General features: G+C 35.4%; 19 protein-coding genes. 14 read left to right on the top strand and 5 right to left on the bottom strand.

Annotated features, from left to right (window positions below):
- Nucleotides 1-244 precede the first annotated feature (244 nt).
- A complete protein-coding gene (locus I5677_RS04280) occupies nucleotides 245-1,825 on the top strand; it encodes a glycoside hydrolase family 43 protein (protein WP_197660335.1) in 1,581 nt (526 codons plus the stop codon).
- Between the two features lie 322 nt (nucleotides 1,826-2,147).
- Here the strand turns inward: I5677_RS04280 and I5677_RS04285 are convergent, their stop codons facing one another.
- Together I5677_RS04285 and I5677_RS04290 are read right to left on the bottom strand one after the other, a co-directional pair.
- Nucleotides 2,148-2,834 carry a response regulator transcription factor gene (locus I5677_RS04285; protein ID WP_197660336.1) on the bottom strand — a complete coding sequence of 229 codons (687 nt, stop codon included), beginning with the start codon at nucleotides 2,832-2,834 and terminating at the stop codon, nucleotides 2,148-2,150.
- 191 nt (nucleotides 2,835-3,025) lie between these two features.
- Nucleotides 3,026-4,561 (bottom strand): sensor histidine kinase, encoded by a 1,536-nt coding sequence (locus I5677_RS04290; protein WP_197660337.1) that lies wholly within the window; start codon nucleotides 4,559-4,561, stop codon nucleotides 3,026-3,028.
- Between the two features lie 581 nt (nucleotides 4,562-5,142).
- Between I5677_RS04290 and I5677_RS04295 the strand changes: the two genes are divergently transcribed.
- From I5677_RS04295 to I5677_RS04310, 4 genes are all read left to right on the top strand, one after another.
- Entirely contained in the window at nucleotides 5,143-6,582 is a 1,440-nt protein-coding gene (locus tag I5677_RS04295) for a putative DNA modification/repair radical SAM protein (protein WP_197660338.1), read from the top strand.
- 89 nt (nucleotides 6,583-6,671) lie between these two features.
- Nucleotides 6,672-7,451: a TIGR03915 family putative DNA repair protein gene (locus I5677_RS04300; protein WP_197660339.1), complete on the top strand. Its 780-nt coding sequence runs from the start codon at nucleotides 6,672-6,674 to the stop codon at nucleotides 7,449-7,451.
- Between the two features lie 189 nt (nucleotides 7,452-7,640).
- The gene (locus tag I5677_RS04305; RefSeq protein WP_197660340.1) at nucleotides 7,641-8,087 is read left to right on the top strand and encodes a DUF3788 domain-containing protein; all 447 of its coding nucleotides are present in this window, start codon (nucleotides 7,641-7,643) and stop codon (nucleotides 8,085-8,087) included.
- A gap of 141 nt (nucleotides 8,088-8,228) precedes the next feature.
- The gene (locus tag I5677_RS04310) at nucleotides 8,229-8,609 is read left to right on the top strand and encodes a hypothetical protein (RefSeq protein ID WP_197660341.1); all 381 of its coding nucleotides are present in this window, start codon (nucleotides 8,229-8,231) and stop codon (nucleotides 8,607-8,609) included.
- 40 nt (nucleotides 8,610-8,649) lie between these two features.
- On the opposite strand, the gene I5677_RS04315 is transcribed toward I5677_RS04310, so the two are convergent.
- The 3 genes from I5677_RS04315 to I5677_RS04325 form a co-directional block, all read right to left on the bottom strand.
- Entirely contained in the window at nucleotides 8,650-9,069 is a 420-nt protein-coding gene (locus I5677_RS04315; protein ID WP_197660342.1) for a Fur family transcriptional regulator, read from the bottom strand.
- Nucleotides 9,070-9,194: 125 nt separating this feature from the next.
- Nucleotides 9,195-10,379 (bottom strand): GNAT family N-acetyltransferase, encoded by a 1,185-nt coding sequence (locus I5677_RS04320; protein ID WP_197660343.1) that lies wholly within the window; start codon nucleotides 10,377-10,379, stop codon nucleotides 9,195-9,197.
- Between the two features lie 434 nt (nucleotides 10,380-10,813).
- Complete coding sequence (locus I5677_RS04325) at nucleotides 10,814-11,209, bottom strand: putative ABC transporter permease (RefSeq protein ID WP_197660344.1); 396 nt, start codon at nucleotides 11,207-11,209, stop codon at nucleotides 10,814-10,816.
- 87 nt (nucleotides 11,210-11,296) lie between these two features.
- Here I5677_RS04325 and I5677_RS04330 point away from each other — a divergent pair, with 87 nt between their 5' ends.
- The 9 genes from I5677_RS04330 to I5677_RS04365 all read left to right on the top strand — a co-directional run bounded on the left by I5677_RS04330 (nucleotide 11,297) and on the right by I5677_RS04365 (nucleotide 19,512).
- On the top strand, nucleotides 11,297-11,791 hold the full coding sequence (locus tag I5677_RS04330) for a CYTH domain-containing protein (RefSeq protein WP_197660345.1): 495 nt from the start codon (nucleotides 11,297-11,299) through the stop codon (nucleotides 11,789-11,791).
- Nucleotides 11,792-11,963: 172 nt separating this feature from the next.
- Nucleotides 11,964-12,098, top strand: a complete 135-nt coding sequence (locus I5677_RS17305; RefSeq protein WP_279380740.1) for a hypothetical protein — start codon at nucleotides 11,964-11,966, stop codon at nucleotides 12,096-12,098.
- A gap of 14 nt (nucleotides 12,099-12,112) precedes the next feature.
- Complete coding sequence (locus I5677_RS04335; RefSeq protein ID WP_197660346.1) at nucleotides 12,113-12,277, top strand: hypothetical protein; 165 nt, start codon at nucleotides 12,113-12,115, stop codon at nucleotides 12,275-12,277.
- Nucleotides 12,274-12,912 (top strand): HDIG domain-containing metalloprotein, encoded by a 639-nt coding sequence (locus I5677_RS04340; RefSeq protein ID WP_197660347.1) that lies wholly within the window; start codon nucleotides 12,274-12,276, stop codon nucleotides 12,910-12,912. The genes I5677_RS04335 and I5677_RS04340 overlap by 4 nt, the downstream gene beginning before the upstream one ends.
- Nucleotides 12,913-13,431: 519 nt before the next feature.
- Nucleotides 13,432-14,319 (top strand): sulfide/dihydroorotate dehydrogenase-like FAD/NAD-binding protein, encoded by an 888-nt coding sequence (locus tag I5677_RS04345; RefSeq protein ID WP_197660515.1) that lies wholly within the window; start codon nucleotides 13,432-13,434, stop codon nucleotides 14,317-14,319.
- Between the two features lie 121 nt (nucleotides 14,320-14,440).
- Complete coding sequence (gltA, locus tag I5677_RS04350; RefSeq protein ID WP_197660348.1) at nucleotides 14,441-15,826, top strand: NADPH-dependent glutamate synthase; 1,386 nt, start codon at nucleotides 14,441-14,443, stop codon at nucleotides 15,824-15,826.
- 39 nt (nucleotides 15,827-15,865) lie between these two features.
- Nucleotides 15,866-17,425, top strand: a complete 1,560-nt coding sequence (locus I5677_RS04355; RefSeq protein WP_197660349.1) for a putative bifunctional diguanylate cyclase/phosphodiesterase — start codon at nucleotides 15,866-15,868, stop codon at nucleotides 17,423-17,425.
- A gap of 13 nt (nucleotides 17,426-17,438) precedes the next feature.
- Complete coding sequence (locus I5677_RS04360; RefSeq protein ID WP_197660350.1) at nucleotides 17,439-18,185, top strand: hypothetical protein; 747 nt, start codon at nucleotides 17,439-17,441, stop codon at nucleotides 18,183-18,185.
- A 367-nt stretch (nucleotides 18,186-18,552) separates the two neighbouring features.
- Nucleotides 18,553-19,512, top strand: coding sequence for a DUF5688 family protein (locus tag I5677_RS04365; protein ID WP_197660351.1), 960 nt, complete (start codon nucleotides 18,553-18,555; stop codon nucleotides 19,510-19,512).
- The last annotated feature ends 321 nt before the right edge of the window (nucleotides 19,513-19,833 follow it).

Here is a 19,833-nt window from a genome sequence, read left to right on the forward strand (position 1 = left end):
AATTATGGGAGCTATGGATGGATTTGAATGAAAAGTAAATGCAGATGAGAATAATAAATATGCATTTTAATAAAATCGAAAATGAACGAAAGCGTTTTAATTAAGATATTACTATGTTAATATTGGTAATATGATTAAAAAAATTATCTTTTTTATGGACCACTTCATATGGGAAGAGAAGTGATTAACGGATAAGATAAAATTTGATAAAATCATATACAATATCATGCGAGGAGGAAATACATTGAATACAATTACGAATCCAATTTTAAAGGGCTTTAATCCGGATCCCTCTATTCTTCGTGTTGGGGAGGATTATTATATCGCTACCTCTACCTTTGAGTGGTTTCCAGGAGTACAAATCCATCATTCCAAGGACTTGATAAACTGGAAGTTGATTGCCAGACCATTAAATAGAGTATCACAATTGGACATGCGAGGTGCGTCCGGTTCCGAAGGAGTATGGGCCCCTTGTCTGTCCTATGATAAGGGTGTTTTCTATCTGATTTATACCAATGTTAAGCTTTGGACCTATGGCGGAGCTAGGGATCTTCATAATTATCTGGTTACAACGACAGATATTACCGGGGAATGGTCGGAACCAATTTATCTAAACAGCAGTGGATTTGACCCATCCCTTTTTCATGATGACGATGGACGAAAATATCTGGTAAACCAATTATGGGATCATAGAAAAGGTAAAAATCAATTTGCCGGTATTGTATTACAGGAATATTCACCGGAGGAAGAACGTTTGGTGGGTCCTATTACCAATATCTTTAAAGGAACAGAGCTGGGTCTGGTGGAAGGACCACATTTATATAAAAGAAACGGATATTACTATCTGCTGACAGCAGAGGGAGGAACCCGCTTTAAGCATGCAGTTACCTTTGCCAGATCAAAGGATCTTTTAGGTCCCTATGAAGTTCATCCAACAAATCCAATTTTAACCTCCTGGACAGATCCAACCTTAGTACTGCAAAGAGCGGGACATGGGGATTTAGTGGAGACCCCGGAGGGAGAATGGTATATGGTTCATTTATGCGGAAGGCCGATACCCTCAAGAGGACGCTGTATTCTCGGTAGAGAGACAGCAATTCAAAAGATGGTTTGGCGTGAGGATGATTGGATCTATCTGGAGGCAGGAGGTAATAAACCACAGGTAACTGTTCCTGCACCGAATGTTAAGGAAGTGAAATGGGAGGAAGAACCCCATAGAGATGATTTTAACAGCAGTGAGCTAAATATCCACTATCAAACTCTTAGGATGCCTCTTGAAAAAGAGTATTTATCTTTAACAGACAGACCCGGATATCTGCGGCTTAGGGGAAGCGAATCCTTAGGTTCAAAGTTCCATCAAAGCTTGATCGCCAGACGTCAGCAGGCCTTTTGTTATACTGCCTCAACCGTTGTGGAATTTGAACCGGATATCTTCCAGCAACAGGCCGGTCTGGTTACAATGTATGATAACAATAATTTCTATTATCTGCATATTACCTTAGATGAGGAGAAGGGTAAGGTTTTAGAAATTCTAAAAAGGGATGCAGGAGTATTTGACGAACCGCTGAAAGAGAAGATCGTAATTAACGATTGGGAGAAGTGTTACCTAAGAGTTGAAGTAGATTACCATATTCTGCAGTTTTACTACTCCAAGGATGGCGAAGAGTGGATTAAAATAGGGCCGGAATTTGATGCCAGCATCTTATCGGATGAATATACTGAGCCGAACCGATTTACCGGAGCCTTCGTCGGATTATGCTGCCAGGATTTATCGGGGCAGAGAAAAGAAGCAGATTTTGATTATTTCGAGTATATAGAAAGATAAAGTAATCGTGATAACTAAGCCGCTGTTGTATAACTGGGCTGATAGGAGAAAAAAGACAGGGTTGTTTCCTATACTAACTGATTTGAATTAAGACGGGACATAAGGTTTCCCACACACACTCGTTGGAGTACACCTTCCCTAAATTGCTCTGCCTGATACGTACATTCCATGTTCGCATCAGGCAGACAATTTAAAGAAGATGTTCTCCAAATAGTGCATTTAGGGAAATCCTATGTCCCGTCTTATTATGAATTATAATCAGGAAACAACCCTGTCTTTTTTCGCTCTCTGTTATATAACAGCGCCTTATTATAAAGATTTGCTAGGTCATAGTTCCTTTGATGATCTCGGAGAAATTCATCTGTTTTAAGAGTTTTACAACATCCTTCATGGTTTTCATTTCGAATTTTTTAAGGATGGAATTCACCTGACTTTTTATGGTTGCCTGAGACACAAATCTGGTCTCTGAGATGGTTTTATAGGAGTTACCCTCATAAAAACATTTGAGGATCTCAAATTCACTGTTGGTTAACTTTGAAATAATATTTAATATATAGATAAGACTTTCCTGTTGTGTTTTTAATCGGGTAAACTCATCTATAATTTTATCTGCTACACCGGGACGAAGCATTAATTTGTTCGCATATACCGTTCGTATGGAGTTTAGAATCTGTGTTATAGAATCGGTTTTAACGATATAATCCATAACCCCTGCACAATAAGCTTGGAATAAAAATTCATCTTCCTCGTGTATCGTTAATATAATAACTCTGATATTTGGATTGAAGCTTTTTATTGCATTGGTAGCATCAATTCCTGCGGTTCTGGTTTCCATCTGAATATCCATAAGAATAACATCAGGCTTTAATTCTCTGGCCTTTTGAATGGCTTCTACTCCGGAGGAGGCTAAGCCTACGACATCCATGTCCGGTTCTTTAGACAGAATCATGGAAAAATACTCTCTAATATCTGCTATATCATCTACAACTAATATCTTGATCTTATCCATATAAACCTCTTTTCTATTGCTGTTTGTTCGCGGTTTCTATTAAACATCAATCTATAATTCACTTGTTATCATAAGTTAAATGTAAACATAACAGAAATATTAATTACATAGAATAAGGCATCAATATTCTGTTAAGTATTTTCTTATTCATAACTTTTACCACATAATATCAATTATAATACAAGGAGATGCTATTTTGTACTCCTGGGTAACAGAATCTCAACATTGGTATATTCACCGGGTTTACTTTTAATACGGATATGGCCAAAGTGAGAATTGATAACTCGAAACACATAGGATAATCCTATTCCCCAATTGTTTTGCTTTGATTTCGTAGAAAAATAGGGATTAAAGATCTTATTAAGTAATCTCTTGGGTATTCCACAACCACTATCTTGTATGGATAAATAAATCCAATCCTTACTGGAATCAACGATAATGTTAATTGTTGCATTACTGTTTTCACGGCTTTTAATAGCATCGATTGAATTGGTAATCAGATTAGCAATTACCTGCGTCATATGATACATGTCAAAATTACAAAACACATTGGTATCATGATATGTTTTCGTTACAGTAATGTATTCAGGGATAGCGGTTTCACTCAGTGCCGTTTCAACAGCGTCGATTAAATTGTTTTTAATTGTGCGCATCTTTAATTCACGGATATTATCCAGTGCTTTAGAGATAGCATTCATGTGACTGTCGCTTAGGGCTAATATTTTCTCCAGTTTTTTCTGTCCCTCAGATGTTCCATAATTATGAATAGCTTCCTGAGCTAAAATCTTCATATTAAACATCACATTCTTATTGGAATGCAGTACATCCTTTAAGTTGGAATTTAATGAACTTAAATTTTTCTTTATGGACCGTTCTTTAATTCCGTTAATCAGACTATCCGTCTTAAACTTAATCGTAATATACAATATGATCATTAATATGATTAAGGACAGTACCGGCATTGCTGTTGCATAATAGGTAGGAACGATTACGGCCAGCTTATAGCGCCAAAAGGCTGAGCTGAACACAGAATTAACCGAGGTTTTAAAAGCTCCTGTAAAGAAAACCATGAAAAATATCGAGTTTAGCAGGCTTAAGCTTAAGGCTAGGCCAAGAAGCTGTTCTGAAAAAAAGGTGATTTTATTCTTTCTGTGGCTAAGGATTAGTAATACAACGGGGTATAATAGGTAAAGGAAAGCAATACAAACCATAATAAAATCGGTAATGGTTACAAGTCTGATCCACAATAATTTACTGCTTTCATCCTGTAGAGAATGTCGAAATAGGTAGAAATTATAAGCTGTATTCGGATGATAGAATACATAATATAGGATGGGATATGCAACCAGTCCTAAATATCTGATAAAATGTCCAACCGGTTTGATTCCCTGATGTTTGCTTTTTACATTGGTACTAAATGTTATAACGAACAGCATTATGGCAATCAGATAAGTAATAATTCCTAAGTTTCGAAGTATTAGCAAATTGCTGAGAGGAAGTCTAAAAACCTGACTTAAGAACAGAAACATCTTGTATTCAATCCCACTATATACATAATAGGATGGAACCAGATAATTACTGCTTTTGTATATTTCGGAAACGATGGTAAACATAGAGATGCTCATTCCCAAAACCATAAGAATAAATAGAAGATTATTACGATTCTTATAATTTCGGATAGCAAGAACGATTGAGAAAAATATCATAAAAATAATAGTAAGAGCCATATATCCTCCAAAGTTCCATCTTCTAACACGTTTTCGTGTAAAGGTTTGCTTTACTTTACGTAAAATAAAGTATTCCAAATATATTATATCACAGATTGTGACAAAAAAAAGGTGTATAAAATATACAACTAATTGGGTGGTTTTTACTTATATGATGCGTAGACGGTTGATAAGATTTCTATCTTACATTTAGATAAATAGATGATATAATAAGCTTAACTTAGCTGCTGTCTTATTTTCAACTAGTTTCAAGACGAGAATTATGGATAAGAGGCAGCTATGATTAAATTAATCTCTTGATCCCCTAAATATATACATAGAAAAAGTACTGTTCATGGACAACCATGAACAGTACTTTTTTGCGCCCAAGATTAAGCGTGCGAATGGTTTGAAGACATTGCAAAAATTTATCATGTATTAGGTCTAAAATAGAATAAGACATTGCGGTATAATAATTAGGAAAATAAATCGTATACGATGGAAACAACAGAACAAATGTTTTAGTTTTGATTGACAAAAAATAGATATTTTGTTACAATGGCATAGTAAGAACAAATGTTTGCAACCACAGGAGAATTGATATGGTAATACAGGAGAATATGTCCCTTCAGAGAAAACTTGAAATATTGTCAGACGCTGCAAAGTATGATGTAGCCTGTACCTCAAGCGGGGTAGACCGCAAAGGATCTCAGGGAAGTATGGGCAATAGCGTTGCCTGTGGCATATGCCACAGCTTTTCAGCTGACGGTAGATGCATCTCCCTTCTAAAAATATTATTTACCAATGAATGTATTTTTGACTGTAAATACTGCATTAACCGATCCTCCAATGATATAGTCAGAGCTTCCTTTACTCCGCAGGAGGTATGTGAGCTTACGATGGAATTTTACAAAAGGAACTATATTGAAGGTCTATTCTTAAGCTCCGGCATCTTAGTAAGTCCCAATTATACGATGGAATTAATTCTGGAAACGATCAGGCTTCTTAGAGAAGTGCACCGTTTTAACGGATACATTCATTGCAAAGCTATTCCTGGAGCAGATCCGGTGTTGATTGAAACCTTGGGATGGTATACGGACCGAATGAGCGTGAATTTAGAACTGCCCACGGCTGAAAGCTTGAAAGAGCTTGCGCCCCATAAAAACAGAAAGAATATTTTAAAGCCGATACGTCAAATTCAGTTAAGAAGGGAACATAATAAGGAATTTATTGGGATAACAGACAATACAGTATCATCTCCAAAGATGATAACTGGTAGAGAAGATAATGATATCAAAGAAATTGTTACAACCAAAACAAGTCTGGTTCCTTATCAGAAGCCGGTTGGGATTAATCGCAGATATGTTCCTGCCGGTCAAAGTACCCAAATCATTATCGGTGCAACCAAAGAAACCGACTATCAGATTATGTCTGTGTCACAGGCCTTGTATGATAACTTTGATTTAAAACGGGTTTTCTACTCTGCTTTTATGAATATAAATCAGGATAATAGATTACCTGCTACCACACAGGGACCGCCACTTCTTAGAGAACACCGGCTTTATCAAGCCGATTGGTTATTGCGGTTCTATGGTTTTCATACAAATGAATTGTTGGATGAAAAAAATCCCAACTTTAATGTTCTTTTAGACCCGAAATGTGATTGGGCATTGCGCCATCTGGATTTGTTTCCGGTAGAAGTGAATAAGGCAGATTATTATACCTTACTTCGTGTTCCTGGAATTGGTACAAACTCAGCCCGTAGAATTATTATGGCGAGAAAAAGTGCGGTACTTGATTTTAAGGATTTAAAGCGTCTGGGAATTGTTTTAAAGCGGGCAGTTTATTTTATCACCTGTAATGGTAGAACGATGTATCCAATTAAAATAGATGAGAATTTTATTACCAGACAGCTTCTGTCTATAAAAGACAGGCTGCCCTTTGGTATTGATAAAGATATTACTTATCAGCAACTTTCCTTGTTTGATGATGTTAACTTCCAAATTAATCCAAGCCAAGCCATGAAAATTGCAAATATATAGCACAATAGTTTATAAAAATTATTGGGTAGGTTATCTTTAATACAATATAATTAGTCTCTAAATATGATAGTTTGATAAGGTTGGTAGTTATGAGTACGATAAAGATTTTTTTGTGTGAGAACAGCATAGATGGTATCTTTACTGCGGTGTACGTAGCTTGGAGCTCAGGATATGGGCATTCGAATGTTAAAATCGAAGAAGAATGTGAAGATCATAGTTATTCTAATATGGAACTATTTTCAGATTATATTACGGTGAAAACGGACTATGATTTAGCGATGAAGGTCTCGAGATCGATTAAAAATAAAATTTCTGAAGAAGTTTATCAGATTGTATGCAGGGTGGCCCTGTCCAATCATATAGGAAAAGCCGACTTAATTTATCGTTTTTTAATTCGAGGCTTTCAAATTGGGTCAGGTATTATGGAGCATTTAAGCGAAGAGGTTGTAAGTACGGTTTTCAAAATCAACCGCTATGTTAGTTATGAAGCACATCATTTTTTGGGATTTGTCCGTTTTTCAAAACAGGAGTCCGGTTTACTTACATCGGTGATTCACCCCAAAAATAATGTATTATCTTTGATTTCTTCTCATTTTGCAGATCGATTATCCAATGAAAAATTTGTCATATATGATGAAAATCGTAAAACAGCCTCCGTTCATATTCCGGGCAGACCTTGGTTTATTGTACAAATATCGGATTATAATGTTAATCTCTTTGAAGACATTTCTTGTGAAGAGGATGAGTATCAAGACTTATGGAAGACTTTTTTTGATAGTATCGCAATAAAGGAACGAACCAATCCTAAATTACAACGTAATAATCTTCCTTTGCGTTTTCGTGGTGATATGACTGAATTTAAACCATAATCAGACAGATTAAACTCTAATATATAGCATATATATCTTACTCAGAAAAAATTCTTAAAAGTAATATATACTACGTACACTTCAGAATTAAATGTTTGATTTTACAAGCATTTTCATAGTAATACATTTAACTCACACTAAATCAATTATTTATGCGATGTTAGTATACATTGCAGAAGGAGGATTATTATGGAGTGGAAAGAGCTATTTCCGTCTGAAAAACAACCAACCATGACTGAGATTGAAGAGTATATCGGTGGCGATGCAAAACTATTATGGAAAACGCTAATGGACTATATGAATGACGCATATAAAGCAAAACCGAAATTAACTTACAGTATATGTTCGGGTAAGCCGGGTTGGAATATTAAATTTCAAAAGGGCGGGCAATCCTTTGGTACTTTATATCCTGAGGAAGGAGCATTCTCTGTATTTATGGTTATCAGTTATAAATTACATGAAAAAATGGTGGATGTTTTACCGGATTTAAGTACAAAGATGGCCGATATTTATAAACAGGCCGGTGATTATATGAAAATTGGAAAATGGTTTATGTTTCAAATAAGAACTAGAGAAGATCTTGAAGATTATAAAACTTTAGTTACTGCAAAATTACCACCAAAGTATACAAAATAATCCATTAAAGTATATAATTGTGAGATTTTGAATATTTTGATATGGGAACAAGTTCTTTCGTAAAATCGTATAAGAATAAATCAAATAATCTGTGAGATACTAACCACGTAAAAGATTTTTAAATTAATAGGAGGAGTATCCATGAAAAAGAAATTTGGTTTATTATTAGCTTTATGCTGTATTTCATTGGTTGCTTTTTCCGCTTGTACTGCTGATGGGGATAATATGAATAATTCCGCTACCGAGGATGACAACAATGGTATGAACGGCGGAACAAACGGTACGACAAATGGCGGAACAGCAAACGGAACGGTGAATGACACTACAAACGGCACGAATACAAATGGTACAATTAATGGAACCAATGGTGGTGGTAATGGCGGAGCGAACGGAGGTGCCAACGGAGGTCAAGGAGCAGCTACAAACGGAGGTACTGACAACGGTACCAATGCCAATGGCGGAAATCAAAATAACGAAACAAATGGTACCGGTACCGGCAATGGTAATGGAGGAACCAGATAATAATGTCACAAAAGTAAAACCTGCCATATTATGGTAGGTTTTATTTGTGTCTTTTTGTATTGATCTGTTTACGACCGGCACAATTTTTACATATACCTGATATCTGTATTTGGTGTTTTTGTATGATAAAGCCTTCTTCTTCCATTGCAGTTTCAATATCGTGGATAGGGCAGGATGGAAGATCAAACATTTTATTACATTGATCACACATTACATAATGCTTATGTTCATTTTGGTCAGCTTTAATCCGATAGAATATCTCATTATCATGAAAATGATATTTATCGATCAGATCTTGCTTAAGAAGTATATCTATATTACGATAAATTGTCGATTTTGCTATAGATGGGAGTTTTTCAATTACTTTATTATAAATTTCATTGATAGATATAGGTCTATCTGCTTCCATTAATATAGATAAAATTAATTGTCTTTGTTTGGTGTTTCTTTGGATTTTCATATTATCTCCATTCTACCAATACATTAAGAAGTCATTCACATTGTGATATAATCCTTGATTTACCACATTAACTCCGTACATCTTAATATAATTATTAGGTTATTTAAATCCGATTGTTTCGGTTTTTAGGAATGATTTTTTATTATATATCTATAACAGTTTCGATTATGCCTTTTTAGTTCATTTTCCTTTGTCATTCCAATTCGACTGGCCAGACGGTTGGAGGGGACATTCTCTCTGTCAATTACTGCAACGATATAGGGTACCTTATATTTGATGAAAAAATAGGATAATATTTCTCTTGCGCATTCCGTTGCATAACCGCACCTCTGGTATTGTTTTCCTATCATATAGCCCAGTTCGTACTCGCCGATATCGCCAATATTCTTGTATTCAATACCGCAACGACCGATTAATTGACCGGTATCTTTTAAGAAAATTCCCCATAGTCCGTATCCATAATATTGGTATACATTTTTTATGTAGGCTTTGTGCTTTGCGATTTCAATCTCCGGTGAATCCTTAAAATCATCCAGAAAAATCTCAATATCCGGATCTTTACTTAATTCATATAAGACTTTGATATCCTCTGCAGTTAACTCTCGGATCACTAATCGCTCAGTTGTCATTATAGTTTTCGGTTCATTTATAACCATACCATATATGTTCATAATATACGCATAATTTATCTCTTCAAATCCTTCGATTAGGTAGGATGACTTACTTAAATTTTGCTTACCAGAATTGGGATTCATAAAACCTATGCAGGCTATATCGGCTGCAGCAGCTGCATTCACTCCGTTAGCTGAATCTTCGATAACGATACATTCCTTCGGCCCAAGACCTAATCTTCTTAACGCTTCCATGAATATATCCGGAGCCGGCTTTGGGTTTTTTACCATCATACCTGAGACATATCCTTCAAAATATTGTTTTATATTAAGAGAAACCATTACTTCTTCGATTGCTTTGGCTGGTGAGGAGGATGCTATGATTAACCTCATACCATTTTCATATAAATCCTGTATTAAGTTTATAATATAAGGCACTACCTTATACCCTTCTGTTTTTAATAAATATTGTTTCATATCCTCATTTGCCTTTAATAGCTCTTCAGGAGTAACCTTTAGTTTGAAGTCATCTACCATTATTTGGCACATATAATAGGTAGTTGATCCAATAAATTTATAACAATATTCGATAGTAATATCAATATTATATTGTTTTGCTGCCAAAACAGCTGCTCTCGCATGCATGGGCTCACTGTCTATGATGACGCCATCCATATCAAATATGACTGCTTTTAACAAAGTTTACGCCTCCTAAATTATGTCGAATAAAAAAGCATATTCATTATTTATTATTGTTAGTATATGTTAAGTTTTCCGTTTGCTATTAATCTTAAAAATATTATTCATGACCTAAAAATCAGTATACAACTTTTTTACTATCCTTTCAACCACTCCTATATACTTATTCATTAAGTCAGAAACAATTATGCGTTTTATTAAACATATGCTATTCCTTACTTCATAATTTCATATCAGTAGGGATTGCAATTTTTAAATTGCATGTATTACAACATCGTTGTTATAATATATCATAAGATGGCTTTAAGAAAAAAGAGATGTAGCAAAATACAGTATTTATACATTGCAATGAAGAACAAGACAGAGCAGTACTCATTGCTTGAAAGATACCACTAATTTTGCTACAACGCTGAGGTAGTGTAAAAAAGCTTTTATTATTTACTTAAAATCTTTTCGAAGAAGAGTCCGGCCAAAAACCAGGCAGGAGCATAATCAAGTCGAATGACGCCTTTATAATGTAATTTGGCTTTGCTGTAATCCCAGGGACATGCTTTGTATTTTTTCAGAATAACACCGGTTGTGTATTCCGTAAGAAAAATTAATAATGCGTATACACCTCCTCGATAGAAAGCATTTTTCCTCTTTATTTTTTTACAAATGGGGGTTAAGCATGCGGCCATTCCATAGATAGGAAACATCCATACAGAGGTATGGCAGGTTAATGTCCGGTCCTTATGCTTTCGTATGGAATCCAATCCTGTCCATAAGCATTCCATACACCAGCCGCAGAAGCCACAGGTTATAAAGTTATATAAAAATTTATTTTTCATAGCCTTAGTATCCGTCGTTAAGAATTTCCTATACAATAAAAATTATGGAATCATGATACATATGTAAAACAGAAAAGGAGAAATTAAATGGAAATTGAACGTAAATATGCAATAAAGAATATTCCGGATAACTTGGAACTTTATAAAAAGAAGAAAATAGAGCAGGGCTATCTGTGCAATAATCCGATCCTAAGAATAAGAAAAAGTAATGAGGAGTATATTCTTACCTATAAATCGAAACAAGGTTTGAATAGTATAAAGGAAGGCAGCGCAATTATCAATCATGAGGTTGAATTACCATTAACAAAAGAGGCTTACGAGAAACTTAAGAACAAAACAGATGCCAATATGATATATAAAACTCGTTATTTAATTCCTTTGAGTGAGGATTTAACCGCCGAACTCGATATTTTTGAAGGGTTACTTAGTGGTCTTATATTTGCGGAAGTCGAGTTTCCGGACGAGGAAACTTCCAATAAATTTATACCTCCGAAATGGTTTGATAAAGAGTTAACCTCAGACCGTCGCTTTTCAAATCATTATTTATCAAAACTTTCCTCATATAAGGAACTTGGCATATAACTTCATTGTATTATATTCTTTCTTGGATAGGCTGTCGACTATTGAACATACTATTCTTGTAATGATTTATACTACTTTGAATGCAGTACTGAATAGATCACTGTTTTAGGAAAACATTCATTCATTAGTATATTTCCAAGAGTAGGTATCTAACAATATTAGGAGGTAGTATATGCCAAAAGACAGCCAGCCGGATAATAAGAAGGCCAGGATGAAGAAGGCTAAGGGACAAACGCCCCTTACCAGAGAGAACATGCAAAAGAATAAAAATGCAAAGAGGCAATCAATTGGTCACAATGATGTATAACCAGGAGGTGTAAGATGGCTAAGGCAGGTATGAGAAGACCGGATCCGGAAGAACCCCATGGCACAGAAGGTCATCCGGGAATTCACATCCAAAAGAATAAGGTAGAGCCGGTTCCGGAGATACAGGGAAGAGCAAAAACCAGTAAGAGAAAAGCGAATCCAATCGGAGAACCAAAATGATAGCACAAGAGAATCGGATACAAAGTTTATATGAGGAAATTACTCAGCATATTTTAGAAGATAAGAAACCCTCTGATTATTTAAATAAGCTTTCCGAGGAAGCGATATTTAAGGAGTATCCTTTTTATATGCTTTTAAAGCTTAAGTCGACAGAACAGAGTAAAAAGTATCATCCGGAGGGTAGCGTATGGAATCATACGATGCTAGTCCTTGATGAGGCTGCATCGGTGAGAGACAAAAGTAAAGATCCTAAGGTTTTTATGTGGGCAGCCCTCCTTCATGATATAGGAAAACCGGATACAACCAGAAACAAAAAAGGTAAAATTACTTCCTACGACCATGATATGGTAGGTGCAAAGCTTAGTGAAGATTTTTTGCATGCCTTCACTAAAGATGAAAATTTAATAAAAAATGTTTCAGTTTTGGTAAGGTACCATATGCACATGCTTTATATCCTAAAGGGACTACCTCACGGCAATCCAAAGAAGCTCATTGAAGAGGTGGATATTCATGAAATTACTCTGCTTTGCAGGTGTGATCGTATGGGTCGTACCGGAGTAAACCGACAGGAAGAAGAAGATAATTATCGGGAGTTTATAATAAAACTAAGGAATATGTCGGAAACAAGAATTTAATATGTCAATGAAACTTCGTATATAATGATTGTGCATCCAATATATGTAATGAAGTGTTTATGTTGGTGACATTAAAACCAAAATATCTTATGCTTTAATGAAACTGTATCTGTGAAGTTTTTGTATACAAAATAACAGGCGTGAAATATTAATGTATAGTTATGCAAACATTATCCAAAATTGTGTATCGAACTAATACATCAATTATTTCAAAGTCTGTTATATTTTTTTTATAACAAGTGAAAAGGCTACTGAATAAAAACAAGGAATTATATGCTTTTTTTTACATTACATGTATGAATTGAGAAATGTGAATTACATAACGTTGAATAAATATACAAGAAAGCACTGAATACAAGCATAATTTTATATGTAATATGCCGAAATACGCTATAGCAAAGGTATCCACTAAAAATATACTGGATTTTTTATAGTAACTATTTTATAATAAACCTAATATGGATTTATCTATGTTGGATTATGGAAGAAATGAGGTTAATAGAAATGGCATTGGATTACATGTATACAATTACGAAGAAGAAAAGCTTGGCAAATTCCATTTATCTTATGGATGTCAAAGCACCCAGAGTAGCGAAAAATTGCTACCCAGGACAATTCGTGATTATAAAGATGGATGAAAAGGGCGAGAGAATTCCGCTGACTATATGTGATTATGACAGAGAAGAGGGTACGGTAACTATAGTATTTCAAGCGATTGGATCCTCAACCCAGTTAATGGCACAATATGAAGAAGGGGAAGCTTTTCGTGATTTTACCGGCCCCTTAGGCCATAGATCAGAACTGATAGATATGCCGAGAGAAGAACTTAAGAAAAAGAATATCCTTTTTGTTGCCGGTGGTGTTGGTGCAGCACCTGTTTATCCACAGGTAAAATGGATGAAGGAAAACGGCTATGATGTGGATTGTATCATTGGTGCCAGAAATAAAGAGCTTATAATACTGGAAGATGAGATGAAAGCTGTTGCTAAGAACGTATACATAACGACGGATGATGGAACCTACGGTTTTCATGGAAATGTAAATGACTGCATCAAAGATCTGGTGAATCATCAGGGTAAGAAGTATGATCTGGTGATTGCAATCGGACCTATGATTATGATGAAATTTGTTTGTATTCTTACCAAAGAGCTTGGTATCAAGACAATTGTAAGTATGAATCCGGTTATGGTAGACGGAACCGGTATGTGCGGTGCATGCAGACTGACTATCGGAAATGAAGTGAAATTTGCCTGTGTTGATGGTCCTGAGTTCGACGGTCATCTAGTAAACTTTGATGAAGCAATGAAACGGTTACAGATGTATAAAACCGCGGAAGGTAAGAAGGCTCTTCGACAAAAAGAGGGGGATACCCATCACCATAAAGGTTGTGAATGCCACGAGGAGTAAATTGTCTGCCTAAATATATTTTGGTACAGATAATCTGTAAGGCTATATGAGCTTTCATTATCTGTTCTAGGAAAGTGATATGTTAGACTGACTGTAGAAAAGGTTTTGGAGGAAATAATAAATGGATGTATTGAAAAAAGTTCCCATAAAAGAACAGGACCCACAGGTTCGGGCGCATAATTTTGATGAAGTATGTCTGGGATATGAATTAGAAGAAGCAATGGAGGAAGCTTCCAGATGTATACAATGTAAGAACCCAAAATGCGTTAGCGGTTGTCCGGTTTCTATCGACATTCCCGGATTTATTAAAGAAGTTGAGAATAATAATATAGAGGCTGCCTTTAAGATCATTAGTGACTACTCTGCTCTTCCTGCCGTATGTGGAAGGGTATGCCCACAGGAAACCCAGTGTGAACAAGTATGTATCAGAGGAATTAAGGGAGATCCCGTATCCATTGGAAAGCTGGAACGTTTTGTAGCTGACTGGGCAAGGAATCACAATATTAAACCGGAACCTCCCAAGGAGAAGAACGGTAAAAAAGTGGCAGTAATCGGTTCCGGTCCAGCAGGTCTTACCTGTGCAGGAGAATTGGCAAAGCTCGGGTACGATGTAACTATATTTGAAGCACTTCATGAGCCGGGAGGAGTATTATTATACGGAATTCCGGAATTCAGACTTCCTAAGGAAGAGGTTGTAAAAGCAGAGATTAATAATGTGATTTCACTTGGTGTTAAAATTGAAACTAATGTTATTATCGGAAGATCCACTACGATAGATGAATTAATGGAAGACGAAGGCTTTGAAGCAGTATTTATCGGTTCAGGAGCAGGACTTCCCAAATTCATGGGAATACCCGGAGAGAATGCCAACGGAGTATTTTCAGCCAATGAATATCTGACTCGTAATAATCTGATGAAGGCTTATGATACAAGCTATGATACGCCTATTATTACAGGTAAGAGGGTAGCCGTTGTCGGTGGAGGTAATGTAGCCATGGATGCTGCCAGAACAGCACTGCGTCTTGGAGCCGATGTTACGGTAGTTTATCGTAGAAGTGAAGCAGAGCTTCCGGCAAGAGTGGAAGAGGTGCATCATGCGAAGGAAGAGGGAATTAAATTTAAACTTCTTACGAATCCAACAGAAATTCTTGTGAATGAAGATGGATGGGTATCCGGTATGCGTTGTGTAGAGATGGAATTGGGTGAGCCTGATGAATCCGGCAGAAGAAGACCGGTAGTAAAGAAAGACTCAGAATTTGTTATGGAACTTGACACAGTAATCATGTCCCTCGGAACAAGTCCGAACCCTTTGATTTCTTCTACAACAGAGGGGCTTGAGATTAATAAATGGAAATGTATTATTGCGGATGAAGAAACAGGTTTAACCACCAGAGAGGGTGTGTTCGCCGGTGGAGACGCTGTAACCGGAGCGGCTACGGTTATACTGGCCATGGGGGCAGGAAAGGCTGCGGCGAAGGGAATACATGAATATCTGACTTCGAAATAACAAAAGAGAATATGTTTTGGGGAACATATCGGAGGACTTATGGGAGATTATATGATTAATCGAACCGTCGGAACCTTAATCATTGCAACAGCAGTTATTATGCTTTTGCTATTTACCGTTTTATTAGCCAGATTAAGAAAATTAAAGCAAACGGTGGATCTGACAGAACAGGAAAATCAAAAAATAAAGCAAAGTCATAAGGAACTGGAAACGGTATATCATACATCTCTTAGTTCCTTAAATGAACTTACGTTAAAATACGAGGAGCTTAACCGTAACAGGGATAATATGAAAAAGTTAGCATATACCGATTATCTTACGGAGCTTCCTAATAGAACAGCTTTTACTGAGATGCTGGATAATGTAATGTTAACCTTACGCAGCGAAGAAATCGTTGGTATCATGGATATTGATCTGGATAATTTCAAGAATATCAATGATACTTTAGGACATTCCTACGGCGATGAGCTTTTGATTGATGTGACGTATCGTTTAAAACAGGCAATGGACGAGAATGATTATCTTGCAAGAATCGGTGGCGATGAGTTCATAGTTCTTACACAAAATATAAAAGATACGGCAGATTACGAGGATAAAATAAAGAAAATACGCAAGGTATTTTCCTATCCATTTATCTTGTCAACAAAAGAGTATTTTGTAACGGTCAGTATCGGTGTGGCTTTCGCTCCAAAGGATGGAAAAACGTCTCAGGCTTTAATTAAAAACGTAGATTCTGCGATGTATGTTGCAAAAGCAAATGGGAAGAATACTTATACGTATTTTGATTTCTCCTTTAATCAAAAGCTGACTGAAAAAATTGAAACGCAATCAGAACTTAGAAAAGCGTTAGAAAGAAATGAGTTTATTTTGTTTTATCAGGCTCAGATGGATCTTGTTACGAAAAAGGTAGTAGGTTTCGAAGCGTTGATACGCTGGAATCACCCTTCAAAGGGACTGGTTAATCCAGATGAATTTATATACCTTGCGGAAGAGACCGGACTGATTGTGCCTATAGGTAAATGGGTACTACATACTGCCTGTAAACAGTTAAAAGCATGGGAAGATGCTGGATATAAGGATATAACCATGGCTGTGAACTTATCAACCAGACAATTTAAAGATAAAGATTTTGTTAAGCAGGTTTTTGATGTAATTGAAGAGACTGGTGTTAATCCTAAAAAACTGGAACTGGAGATTACGGAATCCATTGCCCTTGACGATTTGGATTATACAATTTCTACGATTCAAGAGTTGAAAAATGTCGGAGTGCACTTCTCCTTAGATGATTTTGGAACAGGATATTCTTCTATGAATTATCTGAAGCGGCTTCCGGTAAGCAATTTAAAGATCGATAAGAGTTTCCTTGATACGGTTATGGAGGATCAATGTGATCAGAAGATCATTCAGACGATTATTACTCTGGCAAGAAATTTAGATCTATTTGTAATTGCAGAAGGTGTAGAACGAAGTGATCAGGAGTTGTTTTTACAGGAAGCAGACTGTGATAAAGCCCAAGGCTTTTTATACAGTAAGCCGGTTCCGAAGGAGATAGCAGAACAGTTTCTGAAAAAATTAGACAATTCACCTAATATCCAATAGGGAGGAAAGACATTTGAAGCCTTGCGCTGTGCGAAGAATAATAAGATATTTATTTCTGACACTGCAAACGGTATTATATTTGGTTTTTCTATCCTTTGATCTTTCCGGTGATAATACGGTGTTATCGAACCGCATAAAATTCAGTTTGATTATAGTGTGCTTTTGCTATGTGCTATTCAGAGATGGAGGCACAAGCAAAAGCCATCTTTATATACTTAGAACAGCACTTTTTCTTACGGTAATTTCAGATTTATTTATATTAATTTTAGACAATTATTTATTTGGGATATGGACCTTTATCATAGTTCAACAGCTATACGCTATACGTCTGAATCTCTTAGGACTTTCATTTACTCCCGGTGATAAAAAACATAGGAAATTGTTGCGTGCTTGGGTCATTAGAAACATATTTCTAACAATAATAACAATATTGCTATGCAGTATGCTAAAAGCCTTTGGCGTTATTATTGATTGGCTTTTGATATCATCTTTATTTTATTTTGTAAGCATTGTTATGAATGTCTTCTATTCTATTAAGATAGCTATTTTGAAGCCTTATAAAATCAGTAATATAGTGTTTGCTTCAGGAATGGTACTATTCCTGCTTTGTGATATTAATGTTGGTATCTTTAACCTTACAGATTTTATTTTCCTTCCGCAACATATCTATGAAAAAATGTATTTGTTCTCTTCATTTCTAATGTGGGCATTCTATGCTCCTTCTCAAATATTGATTGCCCTGAGCGCTGATTATGAGTAAATATTGAGCAATATAGATAAATTTTTACGAAATAATTATGTAAAAATATGTAAAATAAAGCTTGCAATTTATGGGATGTTTTGTTAGAATATGATTAGATAAGTCATATTTTACATGATAATCAAAATTAGTAAGCCTACTAGGAAGGAATTTCAAATTGTTATATGTAGTATCAGAGGCAGTTCTATTGATGGTTTATCCATAGTAATTCAAACTTCTTAAATTATCTTATCATATTAATCCATTCTCGTTTCATTAGTTTCTTTTTATATTTCATGATTGTAAATTCAAATCTTTTGGTATTTCACAAATCCAGAGTTTTCTATGTGAGTTATACCGTAACAATTTTATAAGGAGGAAGAGTTATATGCTTCAATTAGTAAAAGAGCAGACAACAGACTATAATTTTTTTGTTGGTGCCATTAAGCAGAGGGTAAATGAACTTATGGGTGATGGTTATTCTGTCAGGATTTATAAGGTGGTGAAAAATAATTCTTTAGAGCTTGACAGTCTGGTGGTTTTAAAGGAAGGGAAAAATTTTGCACCGAATATTTATCTTCTACCTTATTATGAATCTTATCTTGAAGGAACTTCAATCGAGGAGTTGGCCAAACGTTTATGTTGTATATATCAGCATTGTTCAGTCCCTTCCATGGATCAGAATTTCTCTTATGAATTGGAAGAGATGAAACCTTTCATCTTTTATCGTATTATCAGCTATGAACGAAATAAAAAGCTGTTAAATATGGTGCCTCATGTTAAATATTTGGATTTAGCACTGACCTATCACTGTCTGGTTCGAAATGATGATGAGGGCATAGGGTCGATACGTATTACAAATGAACATATCAAACTATGGGATATTACCGTTAATGAGCTGGATGCTTTGGCCTATCATAATACGAAAGCATTATTTCCTGCTACCATACGCAGTATGGATGAGGTATTACAAGGAATGTTGTATGACGAATTTAGAGGAATTGAAGAGGATATTCCGTCAGACTTAATAGACCATTTGAATAGCAATTCCTATGTTACAAATCAAATTAAAATGTATGTTCTGTCAAATCAAAAAGGCATTAATGGTGCCTCCTGTTTAATCTATACCGATATTATCGGTGCATTTGCCAATCAAATCAATTCTGATCTTTATATTCTTCCCAGTAGTATACACGAGATTATCCTAATACCAAAAGACAAATTCTGTAAAAAAGAAACTCTTACTAGAATGGTAGAAGAAGTCAACAAAACACAGGTGGCTTATGATGAGGTATTATCCAATCAAGTTTATCTTTATTCCAGAAAAGAGAATAAAATAGTAATGTGATTTTATATGTAATATTAAAATATAAATCTTATAATCAATTTATATACTATTGAAATAATTTCCTTGAAGGGGCTGTTGCATAATGATAACACAGGGAGTGTGAGGTGAGTCATATTTCCTAAAGTTTTATTATGCTATAGCCCCTAATTGCATAAGTCAAGGATATAGTTAAAATATTAACAAGAAAAATACTTGAAATCATTGAAATTTTGTTCAAGTTTTTGCTAAATATATTTATTTTTTTTATTTCAAAAAATTATATAATGTGTTATAATTATGAATCGACGAATAAAAACATAAATTGATTCCCATCAGTTTATC

The sequence above is a fragment of the Mobilitalea sibirica genome (assembly GCF_015999265.1).
GTDB classification, from domain to species: Bacteria; Bacillota; Clostridia; order Lachnospirales; family Lachnospiraceae; genus Mobilitalea; species Mobilitalea sibirica.

What these genes read in the sequence shown, in the direction of transcription:
- I5677_RS04285 (WP_197660336.1), bottom strand. Translation starts at nt 2,834, where the DNA reads ATGGATAAGATCAAGATATTAGTTGTAGATGATATAGCAGATATTAGA.
- I5677_RS04290 (WP_197660337.1), bottom strand. Translation starts at nt 4,561, where the DNA reads ATGGCTCTTACTATTATTTTTATGATATTTTTCTCAATCGTTCTTGCT.
- I5677_RS04295 (WP_197660338.1), top strand. Translation starts at nt 5,143, where the DNA reads ATGGTAATACAGGAGAATATGTCCCTTCAGAGAAAACTTGAAATATTG.
- I5677_RS04300 (WP_197660339.1), top strand. Translation starts at nt 6,672, where the DNA reads ATGAGTACGATAAAGATTTTTTTGTGTGAGAACAGCATAGATGGTATC.
- I5677_RS04305 (WP_197660340.1), top strand. Translation starts at nt 7,641, where the DNA reads ATGGAGTGGAAAGAGCTATTTCCGTCTGAAAAACAACCAACCATGACT.
- I5677_RS04310 (WP_197660341.1), top strand. Translation starts at nt 8,229, where the DNA reads ATGAAAAAGAAATTTGGTTTATTATTAGCTTTATGCTGTATTTCATTG.
- I5677_RS04315 (WP_197660342.1), bottom strand. Translation starts at nt 9,069, where the DNA reads ATGAAAATCCAAAGAAACACCAAACAAAGACAATTAATTTTATCTATA.
- I5677_RS04325 (WP_197660344.1), bottom strand. Translation starts at nt 11,209, where the DNA reads ATGAAAAATAAATTTTTATATAACTTTATAACCTGTGGCTTCTGCGGC.
- I5677_RS04330 (WP_197660345.1), top strand. Translation starts at nt 11,297, where the DNA reads ATGGAAATTGAACGTAAATATGCAATAAAGAATATTCCGGATAACTTG.
- I5677_RS17305 (WP_279380740.1), top strand. Translation starts at nt 11,964, where the DNA reads ATGCCAAAAGACAGCCAGCCGGATAATAAGAAGGCCAGGATGAAGAAG.
- I5677_RS04335 (WP_197660346.1), top strand. Translation starts at nt 12,113, where the DNA reads ATGGCTAAGGCAGGTATGAGAAGACCGGATCCGGAAGAACCCCATGGC.
- I5677_RS04340 (WP_197660347.1), top strand. Translation starts at nt 12,274, where the DNA reads ATGATAGCACAAGAGAATCGGATACAAAGTTTATATGAGGAAATTACT.
- I5677_RS04345 (WP_197660515.1), top strand. Translation starts at nt 13,432, where the DNA reads ATGTATACAATTACGAAGAAGAAAAGCTTGGCAAATTCCATTTATCTT.
- gltA (WP_197660348.1), top strand. Translation starts at nt 14,441, where the DNA reads ATGGATGTATTGAAAAAAGTTCCCATAAAAGAACAGGACCCACAGGTT.
- I5677_RS04355 (WP_197660349.1), top strand. Translation starts at nt 15,866, where the DNA reads ATGGGAGATTATATGATTAATCGAACCGTCGGAACCTTAATCATTGCA.
- I5677_RS04365 (WP_197660351.1), top strand. Translation starts at nt 18,553, where the DNA reads ATGCTTCAATTAGTAAAAGAGCAGACAACAGACTATAATTTTTTTGTT.